The sequence below is a fragment of the Streptomyces sp. NPDC007929 genome (assembly GCF_042959065.1).
In the GTDB taxonomy this organism is placed as follows: domain Bacteria; phylum Actinomycetota; class Actinomycetes; order Streptomycetales; family Streptomycetaceae; genus Streptomyces.
In genome coordinates, this window is record NZ_JBIBKD010000001.1 from 391,092 (window position 1) to 410,855 (window position 19,764).

A 19,764-nucleotide genomic window follows, 5' to 3' on the forward strand; every position below is an offset into this window, starting at 1 on the left:
ATCCGAACGACAGGCCCCAGCCAGGTCACAACGAGCTGGGCGGGCCCGGCTCTCCGCCGAGCCCGCCACGCCGGCTCCCTACCCGAGCCGGACTCGTGCCGCGCCGTCAGCGCCGCAGTGTCAGCAGACCGGGACGGTAGGGCCAGAAACCGTACTCGCCGCCGGAGTTGGGGCTGCGCCCCTGGTAGAGCAACTGCAGATTGCAGGGATCGACGGTCATGGTCTGATCAGGGCTGGTGCGGATCAGTTCGCCATGGCTGATGTCGTTGGTCCAGGTGGCGCCACTGTTGGCCTTGCCGGCGAAGGGATTGCTCTCGGTCGCGGCCTGGGGCGCCCAGGAGCCGTTCAGGCTGGTGGCCGTGAACGAGCGGAAGTAGCGGCCCTGCGAACCGATCGCCTCGACGATCATGAGGTAGCGGTTCTGGCCCTGGAGCTTGTAGACCTGAGGGGCTTCGAACAGGTTGTCCCTCGTATCGCTCATGATCACTGTCGAGTTCGAGCCGAAGCTGCCCGGGAAGTTCCCGATCGGCATACTGGCGCGGTAGATCTTGCCGTTGTCACCGGCGAAGAACAGGTACATGTTCGTGCCGTCGGCGATGAGCGTCTGGTCGATGGGCCCGGTTCCGGAGTCGGAGATGCTTCCGGAGAAGAGCGGCTGCTCGGACGACCAGCCATTGGGGTTGGTGGGGTCGCTCGACGTCCGGTAGACGAAGGCGGTCCTGCCCCACTGGTAGGCGAGCACCCAGATGTTCTTCGGCGCGAAGTAGAAGAGCGTGGGCGCGACCGTGGAGTTCGACATCGTGTTCTGGCCGGTCGAGGCCATCTCCGACCAGTTGGTGAACGGGGTGAAGTTCATCGAGCCCCAGGCCTTCCCCGTTCCCGCGGCGCCGTGTGTCGTCGCGTAGACGAGCTGCTTGCCGTTGTAGGGGACGACGGTGAAGTCCTTGAGTGAGGCCCACCCCGGCTTGGGCTGCGCCAGCGCGCCCGTCGATGTCCAGCGGTATGTCGAGGGAAGGGCGCACTGGCCGGGGGTGTCGGCGCCGACCTTGACGAGCTGCCACTGCTGGTTGGTGCCGCCCCAGTCGTCGTACTGGACGACGTTGGCGTTGTCGGCGGTGGAGGCGCCCTGCACTTCGAGGGCCTTGTTGCTGTGGCGCGAGATGAGCCGCACATAGCCGTCGGAGCTGTCGGCCAGCCGCCACTGCTGGTTCGTGGCGTTCAGGTCGGCCCACTGGACGATCGAGCCGCCGTTCGCGGTGGACCAGTTGTGGACGTCCAGGACCTTGCCCGAGTGACGGGACTTGAGGCGGTAGTAGCCGCCCCCGGAATCGACGAACTGCCACTGCTGCTGCGCCTGGTCGTTCCTCGTCCACTGGGTGATGCGGGCGCCGTCGCCGGTCGCCATGTTGTAGACGTCGAGGGCCTTGCCGCTGTTGCGGTTGACCAGCACATACGAGGCGTTGGGGTCCACGGTCGCCGCGTGGGCGGGCTGAGCGCCGAGGAACGTGGCCACGAGCAGCAGGGGCGCGAGAACGGCGAGTAAGCGTCTTGGACGGAGCGGGGACGTCTGGCGGAACCACATCAGAGGGCACTCCTTCGTGGGCGGGGGGTGAGCCCGATGAACCGCAGTACGGGCTGCCAGGAGGCGGTGAAGCTCGAAACATTTCGCGCAATTCCCGGAAGCTTCGACGCCACAAGCTAGGAATGCGAGGCCCTCTGGTCAAGGGCTGTTGCGGATGTGGCTCATATCGCGCCCACCGGCGTGGGCGACGCGGTGCCTTGTGAGTGCGCAGGGATGTCGAAATCTTCGGACTGGAAACCGAAACTTCCTCTGTCGTGAGTATTGACGATGCATCGTCAATCCCTCAATCATCCGTGTCTGAGCACCGGTCGCAGTTCGAAATGTCGAACCACGTTGGGCCTGAGCAATCTGCGTCTCAGGCAGATCCACGCACCGCAGCACGACCGATCAGCGCACCCCAAAGCACTCGTCGCGCAGGTGGAGAAGTACGCGACGCCGCGTGACGGTCCCCCCATCTCTACTTTGGAGGCAGAGCCATGGGCTCGTACGCCCTTCCCGGACCGGCCATTCGCCGGAAGATCCGCAGCCTGCTGTTGGTGCTGGTCGCCGGCGCCCTCGGTGTGGTGGCCGCCCTGATCGCGCCACCGGCCGCACACGCCGCCGAGAGCACCCTCGGCGCCGCGGCGGCGCAGAGCGGCCGCTACTTCGGCACCGCCATCGCCTCGGGCAGGCTGGGCGACTCGGCGTACACGTCGATCGCCGGCCGTGAATTCAACTCGGTGACGGCCGAGAACGAGATGAAGATCGACGCCACCGAACCGCAGCGGGGCCAGTTCAACTTCTCCGCCGCCGACCGCGTCTACAACTGGGCGGTGCAGAACGGCAAGCAGGTGCGCGGTCACACCCTGGCCTGGCACTCCCAGCAGCCCGGCTGGATGCAGAACCTCAGCGGCAGCACCCTGCGCCAGGCGATGATCGACCACATCAAGGGCGTCATGGCCCACTACAAGGGCAAGATCGTCCAGTGGGACGTCGTGAACGAGGCCTTCGCCGACGGCGGTTCGGGAGCCCGGCGCGACTCCAACCTGCAGCGCACCGGCAACGACTGGATCGAGGTCGCCTTCCGCACCGCGCGTGCCGCCGACCCGGCCGCCAAGCTCTGCTACAACGACTACAACGTCGAGAACTGGACCTGGGCCAAGACCCAGGCGATGTACGCCATGGTCCGGGACTTCAAGCAGCGCGGTGTCCCGATCGACTGCGTCGGCTTCCAGTCGCACTTCAACAACGGCAGCCCCTACAACAGCAACTTCCGCACCACCCTGCAGAGCTTCGCCGCCCTCGGCGTCGACGTGGCCATCACCGAACTCGACATCCAGGGCGCCTCGGCCACGACCTACGCCAACGTGACGAACGACTGCCTGGCCGTCCCGCGCTGCCTCGGCATCACCGTCTGGGGCGTGCGCGACACCGACTCCTGGCGAGCGGAGCAGACGCCGCTGCTGTTCAACGGCAACGGAAGCAAGAAGCCCGCCTACACCGCCGTCCTCAACGCACTCAACGGCGGCACCACCACGCCTCCTTCGGACGGCCAAACGATCAAGGGCGTCGGTTCGGGCCGCTGCCTTGACGTGCCCAGCGCCAGCACCACCGACGGCACCCAGCTCCAGCTGTGGGACTGCCACGGCGGCACCAACCAGCAGTGGACGTACACCTCCGCCGGCGAGCTCAGGGTCTACGGCAACAAGTGCCTGGACGCCGCCGGCACCGGCAACGGCGCCAAGGTCCAGATCTACAGCTGCTGGGGCGGCGACAACCAGAAGTGGCGCCTCAACTCCGACGGAACCATCGTCGGCGTCCAGTCCGGCCGCTGCCTCGACGCCGCCGGGAGCGGCACCGCCAACGGCACCCTGATCCAGCTCTACTCCTGCTCGAACAGCGGCAACCAGCGCTGGGCCCGCACCTGATGGAACCCGCCACAGACGAAGGGGGTGCATCGATGAAGAGCCACGGCGCGGCTTCGCCCGCCTCTTGGCCGGCACATCGCTGGTGGTCCCGGGTCGCCGCCCTGGTGGCCGCGACCCTCGCCATCGGCATGCTCACCGCCGTGCGCCCGGCGCCCGCCGAGGCGGCGACGGTGGACACCGGCGCCTGGTACGCGCTGGTCAATCGCAACAGCGGCAAGGCGCTGGACGTCTCCGGCTCGTCGACCTCCGACGGCGCGCGCGTCGGCCAGTGGAGCCGCGGTGACGGAGCCAACCAGCAGTGGCAGTTCGTGGACTCCGGCGGCGGCTTCTACCGCCTCAAGGCCCGGCATTCGGGCAAGGTTCTCGACGTGGCCGGAGCCTCGACCGCGGACGGCGCCGCGATCCAGCAGTGGGCCGACCACGGCGGGGGCAACCAGCAGTTCCGCCTGGCCGACTCCGACGCGGGCCACGTCAGGCTGATCAACCGCACCAGCGGCAAGGCGGTGGAGGTGCAGGGCGCCTCGACCGCCGACGGCGGCAACGTCGTCCAGTACACCGACTGGGGCGGCGCCAACCAGCAGTGGCAGCTGGTCAAGCTGCAGGCCGGGGGCGGCGGAGCGTGCGGCAGCGCTCCGACCCTGACGAGCGGTACGCACACGATCCAGAGCGGCGGCAAGAGCCGCAGCTTCATCCTCAGGGTGCCCGCCGACTACGACAGCAGCCACCGCTACCGGCTGATCTTCGCCTTCCACTGGCGGGGCGGAACCGCCGGCGACGTCGCCTCGGGCGGCACGAGCGGAAGCGCCTGGTCCTACTACGGCCAGCAGGAACGGTCGAACAACACCGCGATCCTCGTCGCCCCCCAGGGCCTCGGAAACGGCTGGGCCAATTCCGGCGGTGAGGACATCACCTTCGTCGACGACATGATCCGGCGCATCGAGGGCGGCCTCTGTGTCGACCCGGCACAGCGCTTCGCCACGGGGTTCAGCTGGGGCGGCGGCATGAGCTACGCACTCGCGTGCAGCCGGGCGAACGTCTTCCGGGCCGTCGCGGTCATCTCAGGCGCCCAGATCAGCGGGTGCGCCGGCGGCACCCAGCCCATCGCCTACTTCGGAATCCACGGCATCAGCGACTCCGTCCTCGGCGTCGGGCAAGGACGGTCCCTGCGCGACAGGTTCGTCGGCAACAACGGCTGCACCCCCCAGAGCCCGCGCGAACCCGCACCGGGCAGCCGAACGCACATCACCACCACCTACTCGGGCTGCCGCGCCGGGTACCCGGTGCAGTGGGCCGCGTTCGACGGAGGCCACATACCCGGTCCGGTCGACGGCTCCTCCGGCGAAAGCGGCGTCACCACCTGGACGAAGGCAGAGATCTGGAGGTTCTTCGCACAGTTCCAGTGACAGACCCGCACCCTGGGGTGGAGCCGGTACGACCCCGGCTCCACCCCGTCGGCCTTCCGTCGCGGGCGAGGCGGTCAGCTCGCCGCGTAGGTGCGCAGGAACAGCGCCTCCGCCACCGACAGCCGCTCCAGCTCCTCGGGCGACACGCTCTCGTTCACCGCGTGGATCTGGGCCTCCGGCTCGCTCAGCCCGATGAGCACGATCTCCGCACTCGGATAGAGCGCGGCCAGTGTGTTGCACAGCGGGATCGAACCGCCCTGCCCCGCGTACTGCATCTCCTGCCCGGGGTAGGCGACCGCCATCGCGGCGGCCATGGCCTGGTACGCCGGACTGGTGGTGTCGGCGCGGAACGGCTGGCCCTCGCCGATCTGCTCGGTGCTCACCCGCGCACCCCACGGCGTGTGCGCCTCAAGGTGCGCCTGGAGCAGCTTGGTCGCCGCGCCCGCGTCCACCCCCGGCGGCACCCGCAGGTTGATCAGGGCCCGGGCGCTCGCCTGCACGGACGGGGTGGCTCCGACCACCGGCGGGCAGTCGATGCCGATGACCGTGACGGCCGGCCGCGCCCAGATGCGGTCGGCGACCGTCCCGGACCCGATCAGCTCGACGCCGTCCAGCACCTTGGCGTCCCGGCGGAACTGCTCCTCCTCGTACTGGAGTCCGTCCCACCCCGCGTCACCGGAGAGCCCCTCGACGGTCGTCGAGCCGTCCTCGGCGCGCAGCGAGTCCAGCACGCGGATCAGCGCGGCGAGCGCGTCGGGAGCGGCACCGCCGAACTGACCCGAGTGGAGGTTGCCCGCGAGCGTGTCGACCTGGACGCGCACCATGGTCATACCGCGCAGGGTGGAGGTGACGGTCGGCAGCCCGACCCGGAAGTTGCCCGCGTCGCCGATCACGATCGTGTCCGCCGCCAGCAGCTCCGGGTGCTCCTCGGCGTACCGCTCCAGACCGCCGGTGCCCATCTCCTCGGAGCCCTCGGCGATCACCTTCACATGCACCGGCACGCCGCCGTTCGCCTTGAGCGCGCGCAGCGCCAGCAGATGCATGATCAGGCCGCCCTTGCAGTCGGCGGCCCCGCGTCCGTACCAGCGGCCGCCCCGCTCGGTCAGCTCGAACGGCGGGGTCGTCCAGGCGGCCTCGTTCAGCGGCGGCTGCACGTCGTAGTGGGCGTAGAGCAGGACGGTCTTCGCGCCCTGCGGGCCGGGCAGAAAGCCGTAGACCGACTGCGTGCCGTCGGGGGTGTCGAGCAGCGCCACGTCCTGGAAACCCTCGGCGGCGAGCGCGTCCGCCACCCAGCGGGCGGCGCCCTCGCTCTCGTTCCTCGGGAACTGGTCGAAGTCCGCCACCGACCGGAAGGCCACCAGTTCGGCGAGCTCCTCCTTCGCCCTGGGCATCAGCGAGGCGACGGTCTCGGCGACCGGATTCGACGACATGGGCACGCTCCTCGTGGGTGCGACGTTGTACGGGTGCGTACCTCTCGGTACGCGGTGATCGTGTGGTGTGGGCGCGGCCCCGTGTAAGGGGCACCCACGTCGCCGATCCTCCCACAGCGGCCTGCGGTGACCGCCGCCGTAGGATGCGGGAGACAGCGGCAGGCGGCTTGATCGGGAGCAGTAGACCATCGTGAGCAGCGAGAACTCTTCGGCGGACGACGCGCGGCAGGTGTGGGACGTCGTCGTGGTGGGCGCGGGACCCGCGGGCGCTTCGGCCGCGTACGCGGCGGCAGTGGCCGGCAGACGCGTGCTGTTGCTGGAGAAGGCCGAACTGCCGCGGTACAAGACGTGCGGCGGCGGCATCATCGGCCCCTCGCGCGACGCCCTGCCGCCCGGCTTCGAGCTGCCGTTCAGGGACCGCGTGCACGCGGTGACCTTCTCGAACAACGGCCGCTTCACCCGCACCCGCCGCTCCCGGCAGATGCTCTTCGGGCTGATCAACCGGCCCGAGTTCGACCAGCAACTCGTCGAGCACGCGCAGAAGGCGGGCGCCGAGCTGCGCACGGGTGTCACGGTCCAGCGGGTCGAGCAGCACGGCTCGACGGTGCCGGACCGGCGCACGGTCGCCGTGGTCCTCCAAGGGGGCGAGGTCGTCCTCGCCCGGGCCGTCGTCGGCGCCGACGGCAGCGCCAGCCGGATAGGGGCGCATGTCGGGGTCAAGCTCGCCCAGGTCGATCTCGGCCTGGAGGCGGAGATCCCGGTGCCGGAGACCGTCGCCGAGGACTGGAAGGGCCGGGTGCTCATCGACTGGGGCCCCATGCCCGGCAGTTACGGCTGGGTCTTCCCCAAGGGCGACACCCTGACGGTCGGGGTGATCTCGGCCCGCGGCGAAGGCGCCGCCACCAAGCGGTACTTGGAGGAGTTCGTCGGCCGGCTCGGCCTCGCGGGCTTCGAACCGAGCATCTCCTCGGGGCACTTGACCCGCTGCCGCGCCGACGACTCGCCGCTCTCCCGTGGACGGGTGCTGGTGTGCGGTGACGCCGCGGGGCTGCTGGAGCCGTGGACCCGCGAGGGCATCTCCTTCGCGCTGCGGTCCGGCCGGCTGGCGGGGGAGTGGGCGGTGCGGATCGCCGAGGCGCACGACGCCGTGGACACTCGCCGGCAGGCTCTCAACTACGCCTTCGCGGTCAAGGCCGGGCTCGGGGTGGAGATGAGCGTGGGCAAGCGGATGCTCGCGGCCTTCGAGCGCCGTCCCGGGTTGTTCCACGCGGCGCTGACGGGCTTGCGCCCGGCGTGGCGGGCGTTCAAGGAGATCACGCAGGGCTCGACGTCGCTGGGTGAGATCGTCCGTACGTATCCCCTCGCCCAGCGTGCCCTGGCCGCGCTGGACCGCCGTCCCGCCGCGGCCCCGGAGGTCAGTTCGTCCGAGTGATCTCGAAGACGGGGTGGTCCGGGGCGATGCGGCGCAGCTCGTCGTCCGGGGAGTCGGGGCCGACGCCGTTGAAGAAGATCCCGACCTCCGCCTTCCAGCGCTTGAGGTAGGCGCGCAGGACCGGGGTCTTGTCGTCGTCGGCGACCTCGGACGCGGTGAAGGTGTCCACGTGCTTGCCCAGGTGCAGTTCGCCGCCGCCCGCCGCGCGCATGTTGTGCGTCCACTGCACATGGCCGCGCGGTGCGACCAGGTACTCCTTGCCGTCCAGGGTCAGCAGGTTGACCGGGGTGGTGCGCCACTGACCGCTCTTGCGGCCGCGGACGGCGAGGACACGGGAGCCCCACACGCTCACGCCGCGACGGGTCAGCCAGGCCACGAAGCGGTTGAGGACGTTGTTGGTGAACCAGCCGGGCTTCTTGACGTGCGTGGACATGAGGTCCCCTCGGGTGGTGGCGAAGCGGTGCGCTCTTGCGAGAGCACCGCTCTCGTTCTCTCTGGTGTCAGTCTGCACGAGGCCGCACGTCAAAGCAAGAGCATCGCTCTCGAATGTGTTCGCCGCTCTCTTTTGTGTGCACTGCTCCAATTTCATGGGAGACTGCTCGGCATGAGCACCGCACACGGCGCCCGTGCCCGGGCCAGGATCGAAGTCACCGCGGCCATCAAGGACGAGGCCCGCAGACAGCTCGCCGCCGAGGGAGCCACCCGGCTCTCGCTGCGAGCCGTGGCCCGTGAGCTCGGCATGGTCTCCTCCGCGCTCTACCGCTACTTCCCCAGCCGTGACGACCTGCTGACCGCCCTCATCATCGACGCCTACGACTCCCTCGGGCAGAGCGCCGAGGCCGCGCACGATCCGGCGGCCGGCCCGTTCGAGCGCTGGACCACGGTCTGCGAGGCGGTGCGCCGCTGGGCGCTGGACCATCCGCACGAGTACGCGCTGATCTACGGCTCGCCCGTCCCCGGCTACACCGCCCCCGACACCACCGTCCCGGCCGCCGCCCGCGTCGGGCTCCTGCTGATCGGCATCGCCCGCGACGCCCACCAGGACCCAGGGCTCGCCCGCCCCTCCATCGCGGACGAGCTCCGCCCGGAGGCCGAACGGATGACCGCCGATCTCGCCCCCGACCTCCCCCCGGCCGTCGTGACCGCGCTCGTCGCGGCCTGGGCCCAGCTGTACGGGCTGGTCGGCTTCGAGCTGTTCGGCCAGTTCAACCGGGTGGTGGAGGACCGGGAGACGTTCTTCCGGCACGCGGTGGGGCAGCTCGCCCGGGGGGTCGGGCTGGTGCCCGCGTCGTCGTGGCCACCGGCCCGGTGACCGGGCGTACTTCCCGGGGAGTACGCCTGATCACCACGCCGGGGTGACGCGGCCGCGGGAGCGGGGCGTCTAGCGTGGCCGGTATGGACGAGCAGCGTGCGCGGGGTGGTTCGCCGCGGTGGTGGCGGCACGGGCCCGCTTGGTGGGAGCGGTGGGAGGGGCGCGAGCCGCGCTGGCCCTGGCGGTCCACGGTCCTGGTGACCGCGTTCGTCCTGGCCGGGTCGAACTTCGCCGCCCACGGGCAGCAGGGCGAGCGGGCGCAGCTGGATCTCTTCGCCAGGGCGCTGCTGCTGGTGGCCGGCGGACTGCTGCTGTGGCGGAAGCGGTATCCGGTGGCCGTGGTGTTCGGCACGGCGGCCGCCGTCATGGTCTACCTCGGGGCCGGGTATCCCTACGGGCCGGTGCTCTTCACCGTCGCCCTCGCCTGCTTCAGCGCGATCGTCGCCGGGCACCGCAGGGCGGCATGGGCCGCGATGGGCATGCTCTGGGCCGGACACGTCCTGGTGGCGCACTGGCTCTTCCGCTGGCTGCCGCCCTCCGGTGACTCAGCCGTCTCCTGGGGCGAGGAGATCGTGGTCGCCACCTGGGTGGTGGCGATCGCGGCGGTGTCGGAGCTGTTCCGCGTCCGGCGCGAACAGTGGGTGCGGGAACGGGCCGAACGGGCCGAGGCCGCGCGGCGGCGGGCCGACGAGGAGCGGCTGCGGATCGCGCGGGAACTGCACGACGTCCTCGCCCACAGCATCTCCGTCATCAATGTGCAGGCCGGGGTCGGCCTCGCCCTCCTCGACACCGACCCCGAGCAGACCCGCACGGCCCTCACCACGATCAAGGACCAGAGCAAGGAGGCCCTCGGCGAGGTGCGCCAGGTGCTCGACACCCTGCGCACCCCCGGTGACGCGCCGCGCGCCCCCGCACCCGGGCTGGACCGGCTGCCCGAGCTGGTGGAGCAGGCCGGGAGCGCGGGCCTCACGGTGGATGTCGAGGGGGAGCCGCCGCGTCTCCCGCCCGGCACCGACCTGGCCGCCTTCCGGATCGTCCAGGAGGCCCTGACCAACGTCGTCCGGCACTCGGGGTCGCGGCACGCGCGCGTGCACCTCGCGTCCGAGGCGGGCGTGCTGCGGCTGCGCGTGGACGACGACGGACCCGCGACCGGTGACGACGCCGGCGGCAGCGGCAACGGGCTCGCCGGGATGCGGGAGCGGGCCGCGGCCCTGGGTGGCACCATCGAGGCGGGCCCCCGCCCGGACGGAGGGTTCCGGGTGCTCGCCGTGCTGCCGCTGACCGCATCCGCGTCCACGTCCCCCGGACCGACACAGGAGGAGCGTTGATCCGCGTACTGCTGGCCGACGACCAGTCACTGGTGAGGGCGGGGTTCCGGGCGCTGCTCGACGCGCAGCCCGACATCGAGGTGGCCGGGGAGGCCGCCGACGGCGAGGAGGCCGTGCGCCGTATCCGCGAACTGCGCCCCGACGTCGTCCTGATGGACATCCGCATGCCCGTCCTCGACGGTCTCGCCGCCACCCGGCAGGTCACCGGTGACCCCCGTCTTGAGGACGTCCGGGTCGTCATGCTCACCACGTTCGAGCTCGACGAGTACGTCTTCGAGGCGATCCGCTCCGGCGCCTCCGGCTTCCTGGTCAAGGACACCGAGCCGGAGGAACTCCTGCGCGCCGTCCGGGCGGTGGTCGCGGGCGACGCCCTGCTGTCACCGGGCGTGACCCGGCGGCTGATCTCCGAGTTCGCGTCCCGCTCCAAGGAACCCGCGGCGGCCGGCGCCCTGGCCCGGCTCACCGAGCGGGAGCGGGAGGTGATGGCGCTGGTCGGGATCGGCCTGTCCAACGAGGAGATCGCCCGCCGCCTGGTCGTCAGCCCGCTCACCGCGAAGACCCACGTCAGCCGCACGATGGTGAAGCTCGGCGCCCGCGACCGGGCCCAACTGGTCGTGCTCGCCTACGAGTCGGGGCTGGTGCGGCCGGGCTGGCTGGGCTGATCCGCCGTCCGGAAGCGGACCAGGACACTGACGACCCGCGCGAGGAAGAGGACCGGCGCGAGCACCGCACCGGCGCGCAGCAGCAGGCGCTCGGCCGTGCCCGGCAGGTCGAAGAGCAGCGCGGGCCCGGCCACGGCCCCGAACACCACCGCGGCGGCGAAGGCCGCACTGAACAGCGCGTACCCGATCTCGACGGTGATCGCGTCGCGTTCACCCTGACTGCGCCGTCCCCCGTGACTGGTCATACGGCGAGTCAAACAGGGGTGCGCCCGGCGGGCAAGGCAGCCCGCCGGGCGCACGGTCGGAGGCGGCCCCCCGGGTCGCGCTAGTCGCGCACGGCGACGCGCTCCGCCTCCTTGGGGGTGGACTTGGCGACCACGACGGACGGCCCGGACGGCCGGTCGCGGCGGGGACGCAGGCCGGTGAGGGTGATCAGCAGGCCGGCGACGGCGATGCCCGTGGCGACCATGAACCCGGGCCGGTAGCTGTCCAGGACGGCCTGCGGAGTGGGGTCCGCGGGGGCACCCGCGGTGACCACGGCCGTGACGACGGCCAGGAAGATCGCTCCGCCGACCTGGACGGAGGTGTTGAGCAGACCGGAGACCATGCCCTGCTCGTGGTCGTCGACGCCGTTGGTGGCCTGGATGTTGAGAGACGGGAAGACCAGGGCGCAGGCGGCGCCGATCAGCAGCATGCTCGGCAGGATCACCGCGGCGTACACCGGGTCCAGGTCGACGCGCAGGAACAGCCCGTATCCGAGAACCATGAGCGCGAAGCCCCCCGCGATCAGCCGCTGGGTGCCGAACCGGTCGACGATCGTGCCCACCATCGTCGACGACACCGCCACCAGCGCGCCCGCGGGCAGGAAGGCGAGCGCCGTGTGCAGCGCCGACCAGCCCAGCAGCGACTGCATGTAGAGCGTCGCCAGGAACTGGAAGCCGACATACGAGCCGAAGAACGCCATCGCGCCGAGCTGGGCGCGGATCTGGCTGCCGGAGCGCAGCACGCCGAGCCGGATCAACGGTCCCGCCGAGCGCCGCTCCACCAGGACGAACACCGTCAGCAGCGCGGCCACCGCGAGGAAGGACAGCAGGGTGCGGGCCGACGCCCAACCGACCTCCGGTGCCTGGACGACGGTGAAGACCAGCAGCAGCATCGAGGCGGTGCCGAGGACGGCGCCGGGGACGTCGTAGCCGTTGTGGTCCTTCTCCCGTTCGCTGCGCGGCAGCAGCTTCAGACCGGCGACGAGCGCGATCAGGGCGATGGGGGCGGGCAGCAGCATGGTCAGGCGCCAACTGGCCTCGGTGAGCAGGCCCGAGAGCACCAGGCCCATGGAGAAGCCGGTGGCCGCGCAGGTGGTGTAGATGGAGAGCGCCCGGTTGCGCAGCGGGCCCTCGGGAAACGTCGTGGTGATGATCGACAGGCCGGCGGGGGCCGTGAAGGCCGCGCTCAGGCCCTTGATGAAGCGGCTGGCGATGAGCAGCGGCCCGGAGTCGACGAGCCCGCCGAGCAGCGAGGCGAGCGCGAAGACGCCGAGGGCGACCAGGAAGACCTGGCGGCGGCCCAGCAGGTCGGCGGCGCGTCCACCGAGCAGCAGCAGACCGCCGTAACCCAGGATGTAGCCGCTGACGATCCATTGCAGCGCCGAGGTCGACAGGCCGAGGTCGGCGCCGATGGACGGCAGGGCGACGCCGACCATGGACACGTCCAGGGCGTCCAGGAACATCGCGGCGCAGAGCACGAGCAGGGTGCCCCACAGCCGCGGCGTCCAACGCACCTCGGACGTGGGGGAGATGAGCGGAGAGGTCATGTCCCAGGACACTACATGCGTATGCATGAGATGCAAACGCATTTAATTCGGGTGCAACAATCTCGGTTCTCTGTTACGGTGCGGCGCATGGCTCAGCAGGCCGAGCAGGCGCTCGTGGAACAGTGGCGGGAGATTCTGGCGCTGCACGCGCGGACCCAGTGCGAGCTCGACCGTGCGCTGCACGGCCACGGGCTGTGCGCCAGCGACTTCGAGGTGCTCGACGTCCTCGCCGGGTGCCGGACACCGAAGGGCACGCCGTCCTACCGCGTGCAGGAGATCTCCGAGCGGGTCCACCTCAGCCAGAGCGCGCTGTCGCGGCTGATCGCCCGGCTGGAGAAGGAGGGCCTCGTCGAGCGCGGCATGTGCTCCGAGGACCGGCGTGGCGTGAAGGTCTGCCTCACGGCCAAGGGGCGCGCGCTGCACGGCGAGGTGCTTCCCGTGCAGCGCGCGGTACTGGCGAGGATGCTCACCGGCGACTGACCGCGCGCCGGGGGCCGCTCAGATCGCCGACGCCTCCCGCCACAGCGTGGCGAGCGCCTGGTCGCCCGTGGCGGCCGGCAGCGGCGCCCGGTTCCACAGCGCCAGGTACAACCGCCCGGCCGGGGCGGCCAGTTCGCACTCCGCCGCACCGGAGTCGTCCCGCGTGGTCACGGGCGGCTCCGGCGACAGGCGCAGCGTCCACACCGCGCCGGTGTCCTCGGCGCGGATCCGCAGCACACGCGGCCCGGGAGTGCGTACCCGGCTCCGGGGGCGGGCGTGGAAGCCGCGCAGCAGTTCGTCGATGCCGTCGGTCGCGAACTCGGGGGTGACCTCCGTCGGGGCGCCACCGCGAGCGGACTGGGCGTCGACCCGGTGCACCGCCGTCTCGTGTGCCTGCCGCCGGGCCCAGAAGGCCAGCGGGGACGGGGCGGGCAGGAAGGCGAAGCACTCCACGTCGGGCGCCGCGGCGGACAGCGTGGACACCAGATGGCGGTGGCTGTCGCGGTACCAGGCGATCAGCTCCGCGCCGTCGAGGCCGGTGGGCTCGACCAGCGGGCGGCGCTCGGTGAGCCGCTCGGCGACGAAGCCGGCGGCCCAGCGGTGCACGGCGCCCGTGTGCCGCAGCAGATCGCGTACCTGCCACTCGGGGCAGGTCGGCACCTTCGTCTCCGTCCCGGCCTCCTCGGCCGCCGCGGCCAGCAACCGGCCTTCCGTCTCCAGGGCTTCTATGAACTCGGCGATCTCCATGGCGCCGAGTCTGCCCCATGGAGCGCTCTCGACGTCCAGGGTTTTCCGGCGCCCGTCCCGGCGCTACGGCAGGGGCGTCCCGCCCGTCGCGTTGACGATCTCCGCGGTGATGTACGACGCCTCCTGCGAGGCCAGGAAGACATACGCCGGAGCCATCTCGGCGGGCTGGGCGGGCCGTCCGATGGGGGCCTGCTCGCCGAACGTCTTCGTGTCCGGCAGGGTCGCCGGGATCAGCGGCGTCCACACCGGGCCCGGCGCCACCGCGTTGACGCGGATGCCCTTGTCGATCAGCATCTGCGCCAGCCCCTGCGTGAACGTGACGATCGCGCCCTTCGTCGTCGCGTAGTCCAGCAGGTGCGGACTGGGCTTGTACGCCTGCACCGACGTGGAGTTGATGATGCTGCCGCCCTGCGGGATGTGCGGCAGGGCCAGCTTGCACAGCCAGAACATCCCGTACAGGTTCGTGCGCAGCACCCGGTCGAACTGCTCGGTGGTGATCGCCTCGATGCCGTCCGGCTGCGACATCTGGTACGCCGCGTTGTTCACCAGGACGTCGATCCGGCCGAACTCCGCCACGGCGCGGTCGATCAGCGCCTTGCAGTTCTCCTCCTCCCGTACGTCGCACACGACCGGCACGGCGCTCCGGCCGGCCTCCTCGACGAGCCGGGCCGTCTCGGCGGCGTCGTCCTTCTCGTCATCCAGATGGGTGAACAGCACATCGGCTCCCTCGCGGGCGAACGCCAGGGCGACCGCGCGGCCGATCCCGGAGTCCCCGCCGGTGATCACGGCCTTGCGACCGGCCAGCCGGCCACTGCCCCGGTAGGAGTCCTCGCCGTGGTCCGGCGGCGGGTCCATCGGGCCCGTCCAGCCCGGATGCGGCTGGTCCTGGGAGGGAAACTCCGGGGTCGGGTGCTGCTCTCCGGGGTGCTGCTGTTCGGTCACGGGTCTGCCTCCTCGTCCACGGCCTAGGGCCCGGTGATCACACCGGGCGTGGCCACGGGTACCCAGGATCACCGGCATACCCCCTGGCGGTGGACCGTCTCCCGGTCTCCGGCCGTGCCCACCAGCGCCCCTACGGCCGCCGCCACCGCCGCCAGGACCGCCACGCTGGTCAGAGCGGCCGGCAGGGAGAACCAGTCGGCCATGAAGCCGATCGCCGGCGGGCCGAGGAGCATCCCCCCGTAGCCCAGGGTGGAGGCCGTGGCGACGCCGTCGGGGCCGGCGAGGGCCCCGGCCCGCTCCACGGCCACCGGGAAGAGGTTCGCGAGGCCGAGGCCGGTGATCGCGTAGCCGAGGAGGGCCGCCCAGAGAGCGGGGGCGAGGGCGCCGAGCAGCATGCCGGCCGCCGCGGTGGTGCCGCCGGCCACGACGGTCCGGGTCTGCCCCAGGCGCTCCAGGAGCGTCGTGCCGGACAGTCGCCCCACCGTCATGGCGAGTGCGAAGCAGGAGTAGCCCACGGCCGCGGCACCCGCCGAGGCGCGCAGGTCCTGTTCGAGATGCAGGGCGCCCCAGTCGGCCAGCGCCCCCTCGCCGTACGCGGTGCACCCCGCGATCAGGCCGAAGACGATCACCAGCGCCCGGGTGCGGCCGTCCGGTCGGCGCCGGGCTCCCGCGGCGGGAACGTCCCGCTCCGGAGGCGCCGGCGGTTCGTGCCGCAGGAGGACGGGGCCCACCGCCGCGGTGACGAGCAGGCCGACGAGCGTGAGCAGCAGCAGGTGCCGCGTGGGGGACAGGACTCCCGCGACCAGGGCGCCGAGCCCCGCCCCGGCCATGCCGCCCAGGCTGAACGCCGCGTGGAAGCTCGGCATGACCGGCCTGCGCAGCGCCGCCACGAGTTCGACGGCCGCGCTGTTGAAGGCGACGTTGATCCCGCCGTACGCGGCCCCGAAGAGCAGCAGGACGAGGCCCAGCGCGAGCGCCGAGTGGGTCAGCGGGGGCAGGGCCACACAGAGCGAGAGCAGCACCGCGCAGACGACGGTGACCTGGTGGTTCCCGTAGCGGCGGCACAGGCGGCCGGTGAGGGTCATGGTGACCACGGCCCCGGCGGAGACGCCCAGCAGGGCGAGGCCGAGGGCGCTGGCGGAGGCGCCGATCTGCGCCTTGATGGCGGGGATGCGCACGACCCAGCCGGCGAAGACGAAGCCGTCGAGGGCGAAGAAGACGGTCAGGGCGATGCGGAGTCGGGTCAGGGAGCTGCTGTCACCCGGCACGTCCTTGTGCGATCGGGTTTTGTTTATTCGCGGCACAAAGTCAGGCTAGGTGGGTGCGGAGGCGAGGACAAGGTGCGACTCTGGGACGAGACCCATCGCCGAGGAGCGGACACAGCCGCCGCAGGAGCGCAGGAGGGCACATGGGACGTGACGTGCCGGCCCTGGTGTTCACCCGGGAGGACCGCCGTCGGTACCGCGAGAAGATGCACACCGACCTCGAGGTCCTCGCCCGGATGCTCAGCGAGTCGGGCTTCGAGAGCGAGCGCCCTCAGGTCGGGCTGGAGATCGAGCTCAACCTCGTGGACGACGCCGGGCTGCCCGCGATGCGCAACACCGACGTGCTCCAGGCGATCGCCGACCCCGCCTGGTCCAGCGAGCTGGGCCGCTTCAACCTGGAGATCAACATCCCGCCCAGGCTGCTCACGACCGGCGGCCCGGGCGCCTGGGAGCAGGCGATCCGCGACGCCCTCAACCACGCCGAGGACGGCGCCGCCGCGGTGGGCGCGCACCTGATCATGGTCGGTATCCTGCCGACCCTGGGCGAGTCGGACGTCAGTGGTTCCGCCCTCTCCGGCGACCCGCGCTACCGGCTGCTCAACGAGCAGATCTTCGCGGCCCGCGGCGAGGACCTGCGGATCAAGGTCGACGGGGTGGAACGCCTGTCGACGTACGCCGACACCATCACGCCCGAGGCCGCCTGCACCAGCACCCAGTTCCATCTCCAGGTCGCCCCCAAGGAGTTCCCGCACTACTGGAACGCGGCCCAGGCCATCGCGGGCGTGCAGATCGCCCTCGCGGCGAACTCGCCCTTCCTGTTCGGCAAGGAGCTGTGGCGCGAGACCCGCATCCCCCTGTTCGAGCAGGCCACCGACACCCGCCCCGAGGAGATCAAGGCCCAGGGCGTACGGCCCCGGGTGTGGTTCGGGGAGCGCTGGATCACCAGCGTCTTCGACCTCTTCGAGGAGAACGTGCGCTACTTCCCGGCCCTGCTGCCGCTGTGCGAGGACGAGGACCCGCAGAAGGAGCTGGACAGCGGCGGCGTCCCCCAGCTGGGCGAGCTGACCCTGCACAACGGCACGATCTACCGGTGGAACCGCCCCATCTACGCCGTCACCGACAGCGGCCCGCATCTGCGCATCGAGAACCGCGTGCTGCCCGCCGGTCCCACCGTGGCCGACATCATCGCCAACGGCGCCTTCTACTACGGACTGACCCGCGCCCTGGTCGACGAGGACCGGCCGGTGTGGACACGGATGTCCTTCTCGGTCGCCGAGGAGAACCTGCACACCGCGGCCCGCGACGGCATCGACGCCCGCCTGTACTGGCCCGGAGTGGGCGAAGTGCCGGTCACGGAACTGGTGTTGCGGCGGCTGCTGCCCCTGGCCCACAAGGGCCTGGAGCTGACCGGCATGGACGCCGCGTGGCGCGAACCCCTGCTGGGCATCATCGAGCAGCGCTGCGTCAGCGGCCGCAACGGCGCCACGTGGCAGGCGGAGATGGTGCGTCACCTGGAGAAGGCCGGCATCTCCGACCGCCGCGAGGCCCTGCGGCAGATGACCAGGACGTACATGGACTACATGCACATGAACGCGCCCGCGCACACCTGGCCCGTGGACTGACCTCAGCCCGGCAGGCCGCGCCAACGCGCGGCAGCCGTCAGGGGCACGGGTGCGGGCACCTCGGCCGTCGTGGTCAGTTCGATCCGCCGCCCCTCGGCCGCCGAACGCAACAGAGCGGTCATCGCCTCCAGCACGTGCAACGCCAGTTCACCGCTCGCGCGCGGTGCCCGCCGCTCGTCCGCGGTGAGGAGGTCGAGCAGGCCGACGCCGCGCGCGCCCTCCGCGTAACCCGCCGAGGTGGCGAGGGTCCGCCAGCCGGTGTCGCCGAGCGCGTGGAGGCGCACCTCCCCGTCGAAGTGGTTGGGGTCGGGGACCGACAGGGTGCCGCTCTCGCCGTGCACCTCGATGGGCGCGGCCGTGGTGGCCACCCCGTCGAAGCTCGTCGTGAGCGTCGTCAGCGTCCCGTTCACGTGCTCCAGCACCCCGGTGACATGGCTGTCCACCTCGACCGGGATGCGCTCGCCGGCGCGCGGTCCGGACCCGATGACCCGCTCGTCGCGCAGCCGCCCGGCCGCGCCGGTCACGGCACGCACCGGCCCCAGCAGGTGCACCAGGGACGAGAGGTAGTACGGCCCCATGTCCAGCAGCGGGCCGCCGCCGTCCGTGTAGTAGAAGTCGGGGTGGGGGTGCCAGCGTTCGTGGCCCGGGGTGACCATCACGGCCGTGGCGAACTGGGGGCGGCCGATGCTCCCGGCCTCCACCGCCGCCCGCGCGGTCTGAACTCCCGTGCCCAGCACGGTGTCCGGGGCGCAGCCGACACCGGTGCCCGCCTTCGCGGCGGCCTCCAGCACGGCCCGGGCGTCCTCCAGGCCGGCGGCCAGCGGCTTCTCCCCGTACACGTTCTTGCCGTGCCGGATCGCCCCGAGGGCTATCTCCGCGTGGGCGGCCGGCGTGGTCAGGTTCAGCACCGTGTCCACGTCCGGGCTGCTCAGCAGCTCCTCGACCGTCAGGGCCCGGGCGCCGGGCAGTTCGGCGGCGGCCGTCGCCGACCGGGAGGCGTCGAGGTCGGCGACCGCGGTGACGCGTACGCCGGGACGGCCGATGAGCGTGTCCAGGTAGGCGCGGGAGATGACGCCGAGCCCTACGATCCCGACGCGGTGCGCGTCGCCCACAGCATGCCCCTCTCGACAATGGTGCGGACCTGGGGGTTCTTCAGCACGTCGACGCTGTGCCCCGGCGTGCTCACCACGATCCGCCCGGCGCCCCACCGGCGGGTCCAGACCGCCGGTGAGGTGACCGGGCGGTGCCAGGGCTCCCACGGCCGGACGGGATGCGTGGTGGTGGCCAGGACCTCGATCAGGTCGTCGTGGAGCACCCAGTACTGCTCGGTGTCCAGCGCGAAGTCCTCGATACCGGCCGTGATCGGGTGCTCCCGGCCGGCCTCGGTGAGGGAGATGGTGTGGGGCAGGAAGTTGTCGTCCGCGCCGCCCCGCCGCTCGCACGGCTCCTTGCCGGGGTGAGTGGCGAACTGACCGCCCACCAGGTGGAGATAGTCCGAGGAAGCCCGGAAGGAGTCGGCGATGCCGCCGTGCCAGCCGGTGAGGCCGGTCCCGGCCACGACCGCGGAGCTCAGCCCCGCCAGCTGGTCGCGCGTGATCTCCGACATCGTCACGCACTGCACGATCAGATCCGTGCGGGCCAGTTCGGCGGCATCCGCGTAGATCTCGGTCGACTCCTCGACCCGGACCGCGTATCCGTTGTCCCGGAGGAAGGGCAGGAACAGTTCCGTGGCCTCGACCGGCTGATGTCCTTCCCAGCCGCCTCGGACCACCAGGGCTCTCTTCTGCGTCATCGTGATCTCACTATGCGCCGGACGCCCGCGATCGGAAAAGAGGGCCGGAC

18 protein-coding genes are annotated in these 19,764 nt (G+C 71.4%); 8 read left to right on the forward strand and 10 right to left on the reverse strand.

Translation table 11 applies throughout. The features are described 5' to 3' along the window. Positions 1 to 106: 106 nt before the first annotated feature. Positions 107 to 1,582: a non-reducing end alpha-L-arabinofuranosidase family hydrolase gene (locus ACFZDE_RS01800; protein ID WP_391196462.1), complete on the reverse strand. Its 1,476-nt coding sequence runs from the start codon at positions 1,580 to 1,582 to the stop codon at positions 107 to 109. Positions 1,583 to 2,058: 476 nt separating this feature from the next. Between ACFZDE_RS01800 and ACFZDE_RS01805 the strand changes: the two genes are divergently transcribed. Continuing rightward, positions 2,059 to 3,489: an endo-1,4-beta-xylanase gene (locus ACFZDE_RS01805; protein ID WP_391196464.1), complete on the forward strand. Its 1,431-nt coding sequence runs from the start codon at positions 2,059 to 2,061 to the stop codon at positions 3,487 to 3,489. A gap of 101 nt (positions 3,490 to 3,590) precedes the next feature. Then, a complete protein-coding gene (locus tag ACFZDE_RS01810; RefSeq protein ID WP_391197425.1) occupies positions 3,591 to 4,892 on the forward strand; it encodes an RICIN domain-containing protein in 1,302 nt (433 codons plus the stop codon). A gap of 74 nt (positions 4,893 to 4,966) precedes the next feature. Here ACFZDE_RS01810 and ACFZDE_RS01815 read toward each other — a convergent pair whose 3' ends face one another. Then, entirely contained in the window at positions 4,967 to 6,322 is a 1,356-nt protein-coding gene (locus ACFZDE_RS01815; RefSeq protein ID WP_391196466.1) for a M20/M25/M40 family metallo-hydrolase, read from the reverse strand. A gap of 190 nt (positions 6,323 to 6,512) precedes the next feature. Here ACFZDE_RS01815 and ACFZDE_RS01820 point away from each other — a divergent pair, with 190 nt between their 5' ends. Continuing rightward, positions 6,513 to 7,754, forward strand: a complete 1,242-nt coding sequence (locus tag ACFZDE_RS01820; RefSeq protein ID WP_391196469.1) for a geranylgeranyl reductase family protein — start codon at positions 6,513 to 6,515, stop codon at positions 7,752 to 7,754. Here ACFZDE_RS01820 and ACFZDE_RS01825 read toward each other — a convergent pair. Further along, a complete protein-coding gene (locus tag ACFZDE_RS01825) occupies positions 7,738 to 8,187 on the reverse strand; it encodes a nitroreductase family deazaflavin-dependent oxidoreductase (RefSeq protein ID WP_391196472.1) in 450 nt (149 codons plus the stop codon). The two genes, ACFZDE_RS01820 and ACFZDE_RS01825, sit on opposite strands and share 17 nt — an antisense overlap. A 171-nt stretch (positions 8,188 to 8,358) precedes the next feature. Between ACFZDE_RS01825 and ACFZDE_RS01830 the strand changes: the two genes are divergently transcribed. The 3 genes from ACFZDE_RS01830 (at position 8,359) to ACFZDE_RS01840 (ending at position 11,056) form a co-directional block, all read left to right on the forward strand. Then, a complete protein-coding gene (locus tag ACFZDE_RS01830) occupies positions 8,359 to 9,066 on the forward strand; it encodes a WHG domain-containing protein (RefSeq protein WP_391196475.1) in 708 nt (235 codons plus the stop codon). An 83-nt stretch (positions 9,067 to 9,149) separates the two neighbouring features. Continuing rightward, positions 9,150 to 10,394, forward strand: coding sequence for a histidine kinase (locus ACFZDE_RS01835; RefSeq protein ID WP_390991251.1), 1,245 nt, complete (start codon positions 9,150 to 9,152; stop codon positions 10,392 to 10,394). Next, positions 10,391 to 11,056, forward strand: a complete 666-nt coding sequence (locus ACFZDE_RS01840; RefSeq protein WP_391196478.1) for a response regulator — start codon at positions 10,391 to 10,393, stop codon at positions 11,054 to 11,056. The genes ACFZDE_RS01835 and ACFZDE_RS01840 overlap by 4 nt, the downstream gene beginning before the upstream one ends. Here the strand turns inward: ACFZDE_RS01840 and ACFZDE_RS01845 are convergent. Both ACFZDE_RS01845 and ACFZDE_RS01850 read right to left on the reverse strand, forming a co-directional pair. After that, entirely contained in the window at positions 11,017 to 11,301 is a 285-nt protein-coding gene (locus ACFZDE_RS01845) for a DUF6332 family protein (RefSeq protein ID WP_390991246.1), read from the reverse strand. The two genes, ACFZDE_RS01840 and ACFZDE_RS01845, sit on opposite strands and share 40 nt — an antisense overlap. Before the next feature lie 80 nt (positions 11,302 to 11,381). Continuing rightward, positions 11,382 to 12,866: an MFS transporter gene (locus ACFZDE_RS01850; RefSeq protein WP_390991243.1), complete on the reverse strand. Its 1,485-nt coding sequence runs from the start codon at positions 12,864 to 12,866 to the stop codon at positions 11,382 to 11,384. 87 nt (positions 12,867 to 12,953) lie between these two features. On the opposite strand from ACFZDE_RS01850, the gene ACFZDE_RS01855 reads away from it, so the two are divergent. Further along, positions 12,954 to 13,346, forward strand: coding sequence for a MarR family transcriptional regulator (locus ACFZDE_RS01855; protein ID WP_390991240.1), 393 nt, complete (start codon positions 12,954 to 12,956; stop codon positions 13,344 to 13,346). An 18-nt stretch (positions 13,347 to 13,364) separates the two neighbouring features. Here ACFZDE_RS01855 and ACFZDE_RS01860 read toward each other — a convergent pair whose 3' ends face one another. The 3 genes from ACFZDE_RS01860 to ACFZDE_RS01870 all read right to left on the reverse strand — a co-directional run bounded on the left by ACFZDE_RS01860 (position 13,365) and on the right by ACFZDE_RS01870 (position 16,303). After that, on the reverse strand, positions 13,365 to 14,093 hold the full coding sequence (locus ACFZDE_RS01860; RefSeq protein ID WP_391196481.1) for a maleylpyruvate isomerase family mycothiol-dependent enzyme: 729 nt from the start codon (positions 14,091 to 14,093) through the stop codon (positions 13,365 to 13,367). 63 nt (positions 14,094 to 14,156) lie between these two features. Next, positions 14,157 to 15,035 (reverse strand): SDR family oxidoreductase, encoded by an 879-nt coding sequence (locus ACFZDE_RS01865; RefSeq protein WP_391196484.1) that lies wholly within the window; start codon positions 15,033 to 15,035, stop codon positions 14,157 to 14,159. Between the two features lie 68 nt (positions 15,036 to 15,103). Next, positions 15,104 to 16,303, reverse strand: coding sequence for an MFS transporter (locus ACFZDE_RS01870; protein ID WP_391196486.1), 1,200 nt, complete (start codon positions 16,301 to 16,303; stop codon positions 15,104 to 15,106). A 140-nt stretch (positions 16,304 to 16,443) separates the two neighbouring features. Between ACFZDE_RS01870 and ACFZDE_RS01875 the strand changes: the two genes are divergently transcribed. Continuing rightward, positions 16,444 to 17,922 (forward strand): glutamate--cysteine ligase, encoded by a 1,479-nt coding sequence (locus ACFZDE_RS01875; RefSeq protein ID WP_390991232.1) that lies wholly within the window; start codon positions 16,444 to 16,446, stop codon positions 17,920 to 17,922. A 2-nt stretch (positions 17,923 to 17,924) separates the two neighbouring features. Here the strand turns inward: ACFZDE_RS01875 and ACFZDE_RS01880 are convergent, their stop codons facing one another. Together ACFZDE_RS01880 and ACFZDE_RS01885 are read right to left on the reverse strand one after the other, a co-directional pair. Next, the gene (locus ACFZDE_RS01880; RefSeq protein ID WP_391196489.1) at positions 17,925 to 19,034 is read right to left on the reverse strand and encodes a Gfo/Idh/MocA family oxidoreductase; all 1,110 of its coding nucleotides are present in this window, start codon (positions 19,032 to 19,034) and stop codon (positions 17,925 to 17,927) included. Then, the gene (locus ACFZDE_RS01885; protein ID WP_391196493.1) at positions 19,004 to 19,714 is read right to left on the reverse strand and encodes a ThuA domain-containing protein; all 711 of its coding nucleotides are present in this window, start codon (positions 19,712 to 19,714) and stop codon (positions 19,004 to 19,006) included. Before ACFZDE_RS01885 ends, ACFZDE_RS01880 begins: the two co-directional genes overlap by 31 nt. Positions 19,715 to 19,764: the final 50 nt, after the last annotated feature.

Excerpts from the sequence above, each read along its gene's own strand:
- ACFZDE_RS01800 (WP_391196462.1), bottom strand. The coding sequence starts at position 1,582 with ATGTGGTTCCGCCAGACGTCCCCGCTCCGTCCAAGACGCTTACTCGCC.
- ACFZDE_RS01805 (WP_391196464.1), top strand. The coding sequence starts at position 2,059 with ATGGGCTCGTACGCCCTTCCCGGACCGGCCATTCGCCGGAAGATCCGC.
- ACFZDE_RS01815 (WP_391196466.1), bottom strand. The coding sequence starts at position 6,322 with ATGTCGTCGAATCCGGTCGCCGAGACCGTCGCCTCGCTGATGCCCAGG.
- ACFZDE_RS01825 (WP_391196472.1), bottom strand. The coding sequence starts at position 8,187 with ATGTCCACGCACGTCAAGAAGCCCGGCTGGTTCACCAACAACGTCCTC.
- ACFZDE_RS01830 (WP_391196475.1), top strand. The coding sequence starts at position 8,359 with ATGAGCACCGCACACGGCGCCCGTGCCCGGGCCAGGATCGAAGTCACC.
- ACFZDE_RS01835 (WP_390991251.1), top strand. The coding sequence starts at position 9,150 with ATGGACGAGCAGCGTGCGCGGGGTGGTTCGCCGCGGTGGTGGCGGCAC.
- ACFZDE_RS01845 (WP_390991246.1), bottom strand. The coding sequence starts at position 11,301 with ATGACCAGTCACGGGGGACGGCGCAGTCAGGGTGAACGCGACGCGATC.
- ACFZDE_RS01850 (WP_390991243.1), bottom strand. The coding sequence starts at position 12,866 with ATGACCTCTCCGCTCATCTCCCCCACGTCCGAGGTGCGTTGGACGCCG.
- ACFZDE_RS01855 (WP_390991240.1), top strand. The coding sequence starts at position 12,954 with ATGGCTCAGCAGGCCGAGCAGGCGCTCGTGGAACAGTGGCGGGAGATT.
- ACFZDE_RS01860 (WP_391196481.1), bottom strand. The coding sequence starts at position 14,093 with ATGGAGATCGCCGAGTTCATAGAAGCCCTGGAGACGGAAGGCCGGTTG.
- ACFZDE_RS01875 (WP_390991232.1), top strand. The coding sequence starts at position 16,444 with ATGGGACGTGACGTGCCGGCCCTGGTGTTCACCCGGGAGGACCGCCGT.
- ACFZDE_RS01885 (WP_391196493.1), bottom strand. The coding sequence starts at position 19,714 with ATGACGCAGAAGAGAGCCCTGGTGGTCCGAGGCGGCTGGGAAGGACAT.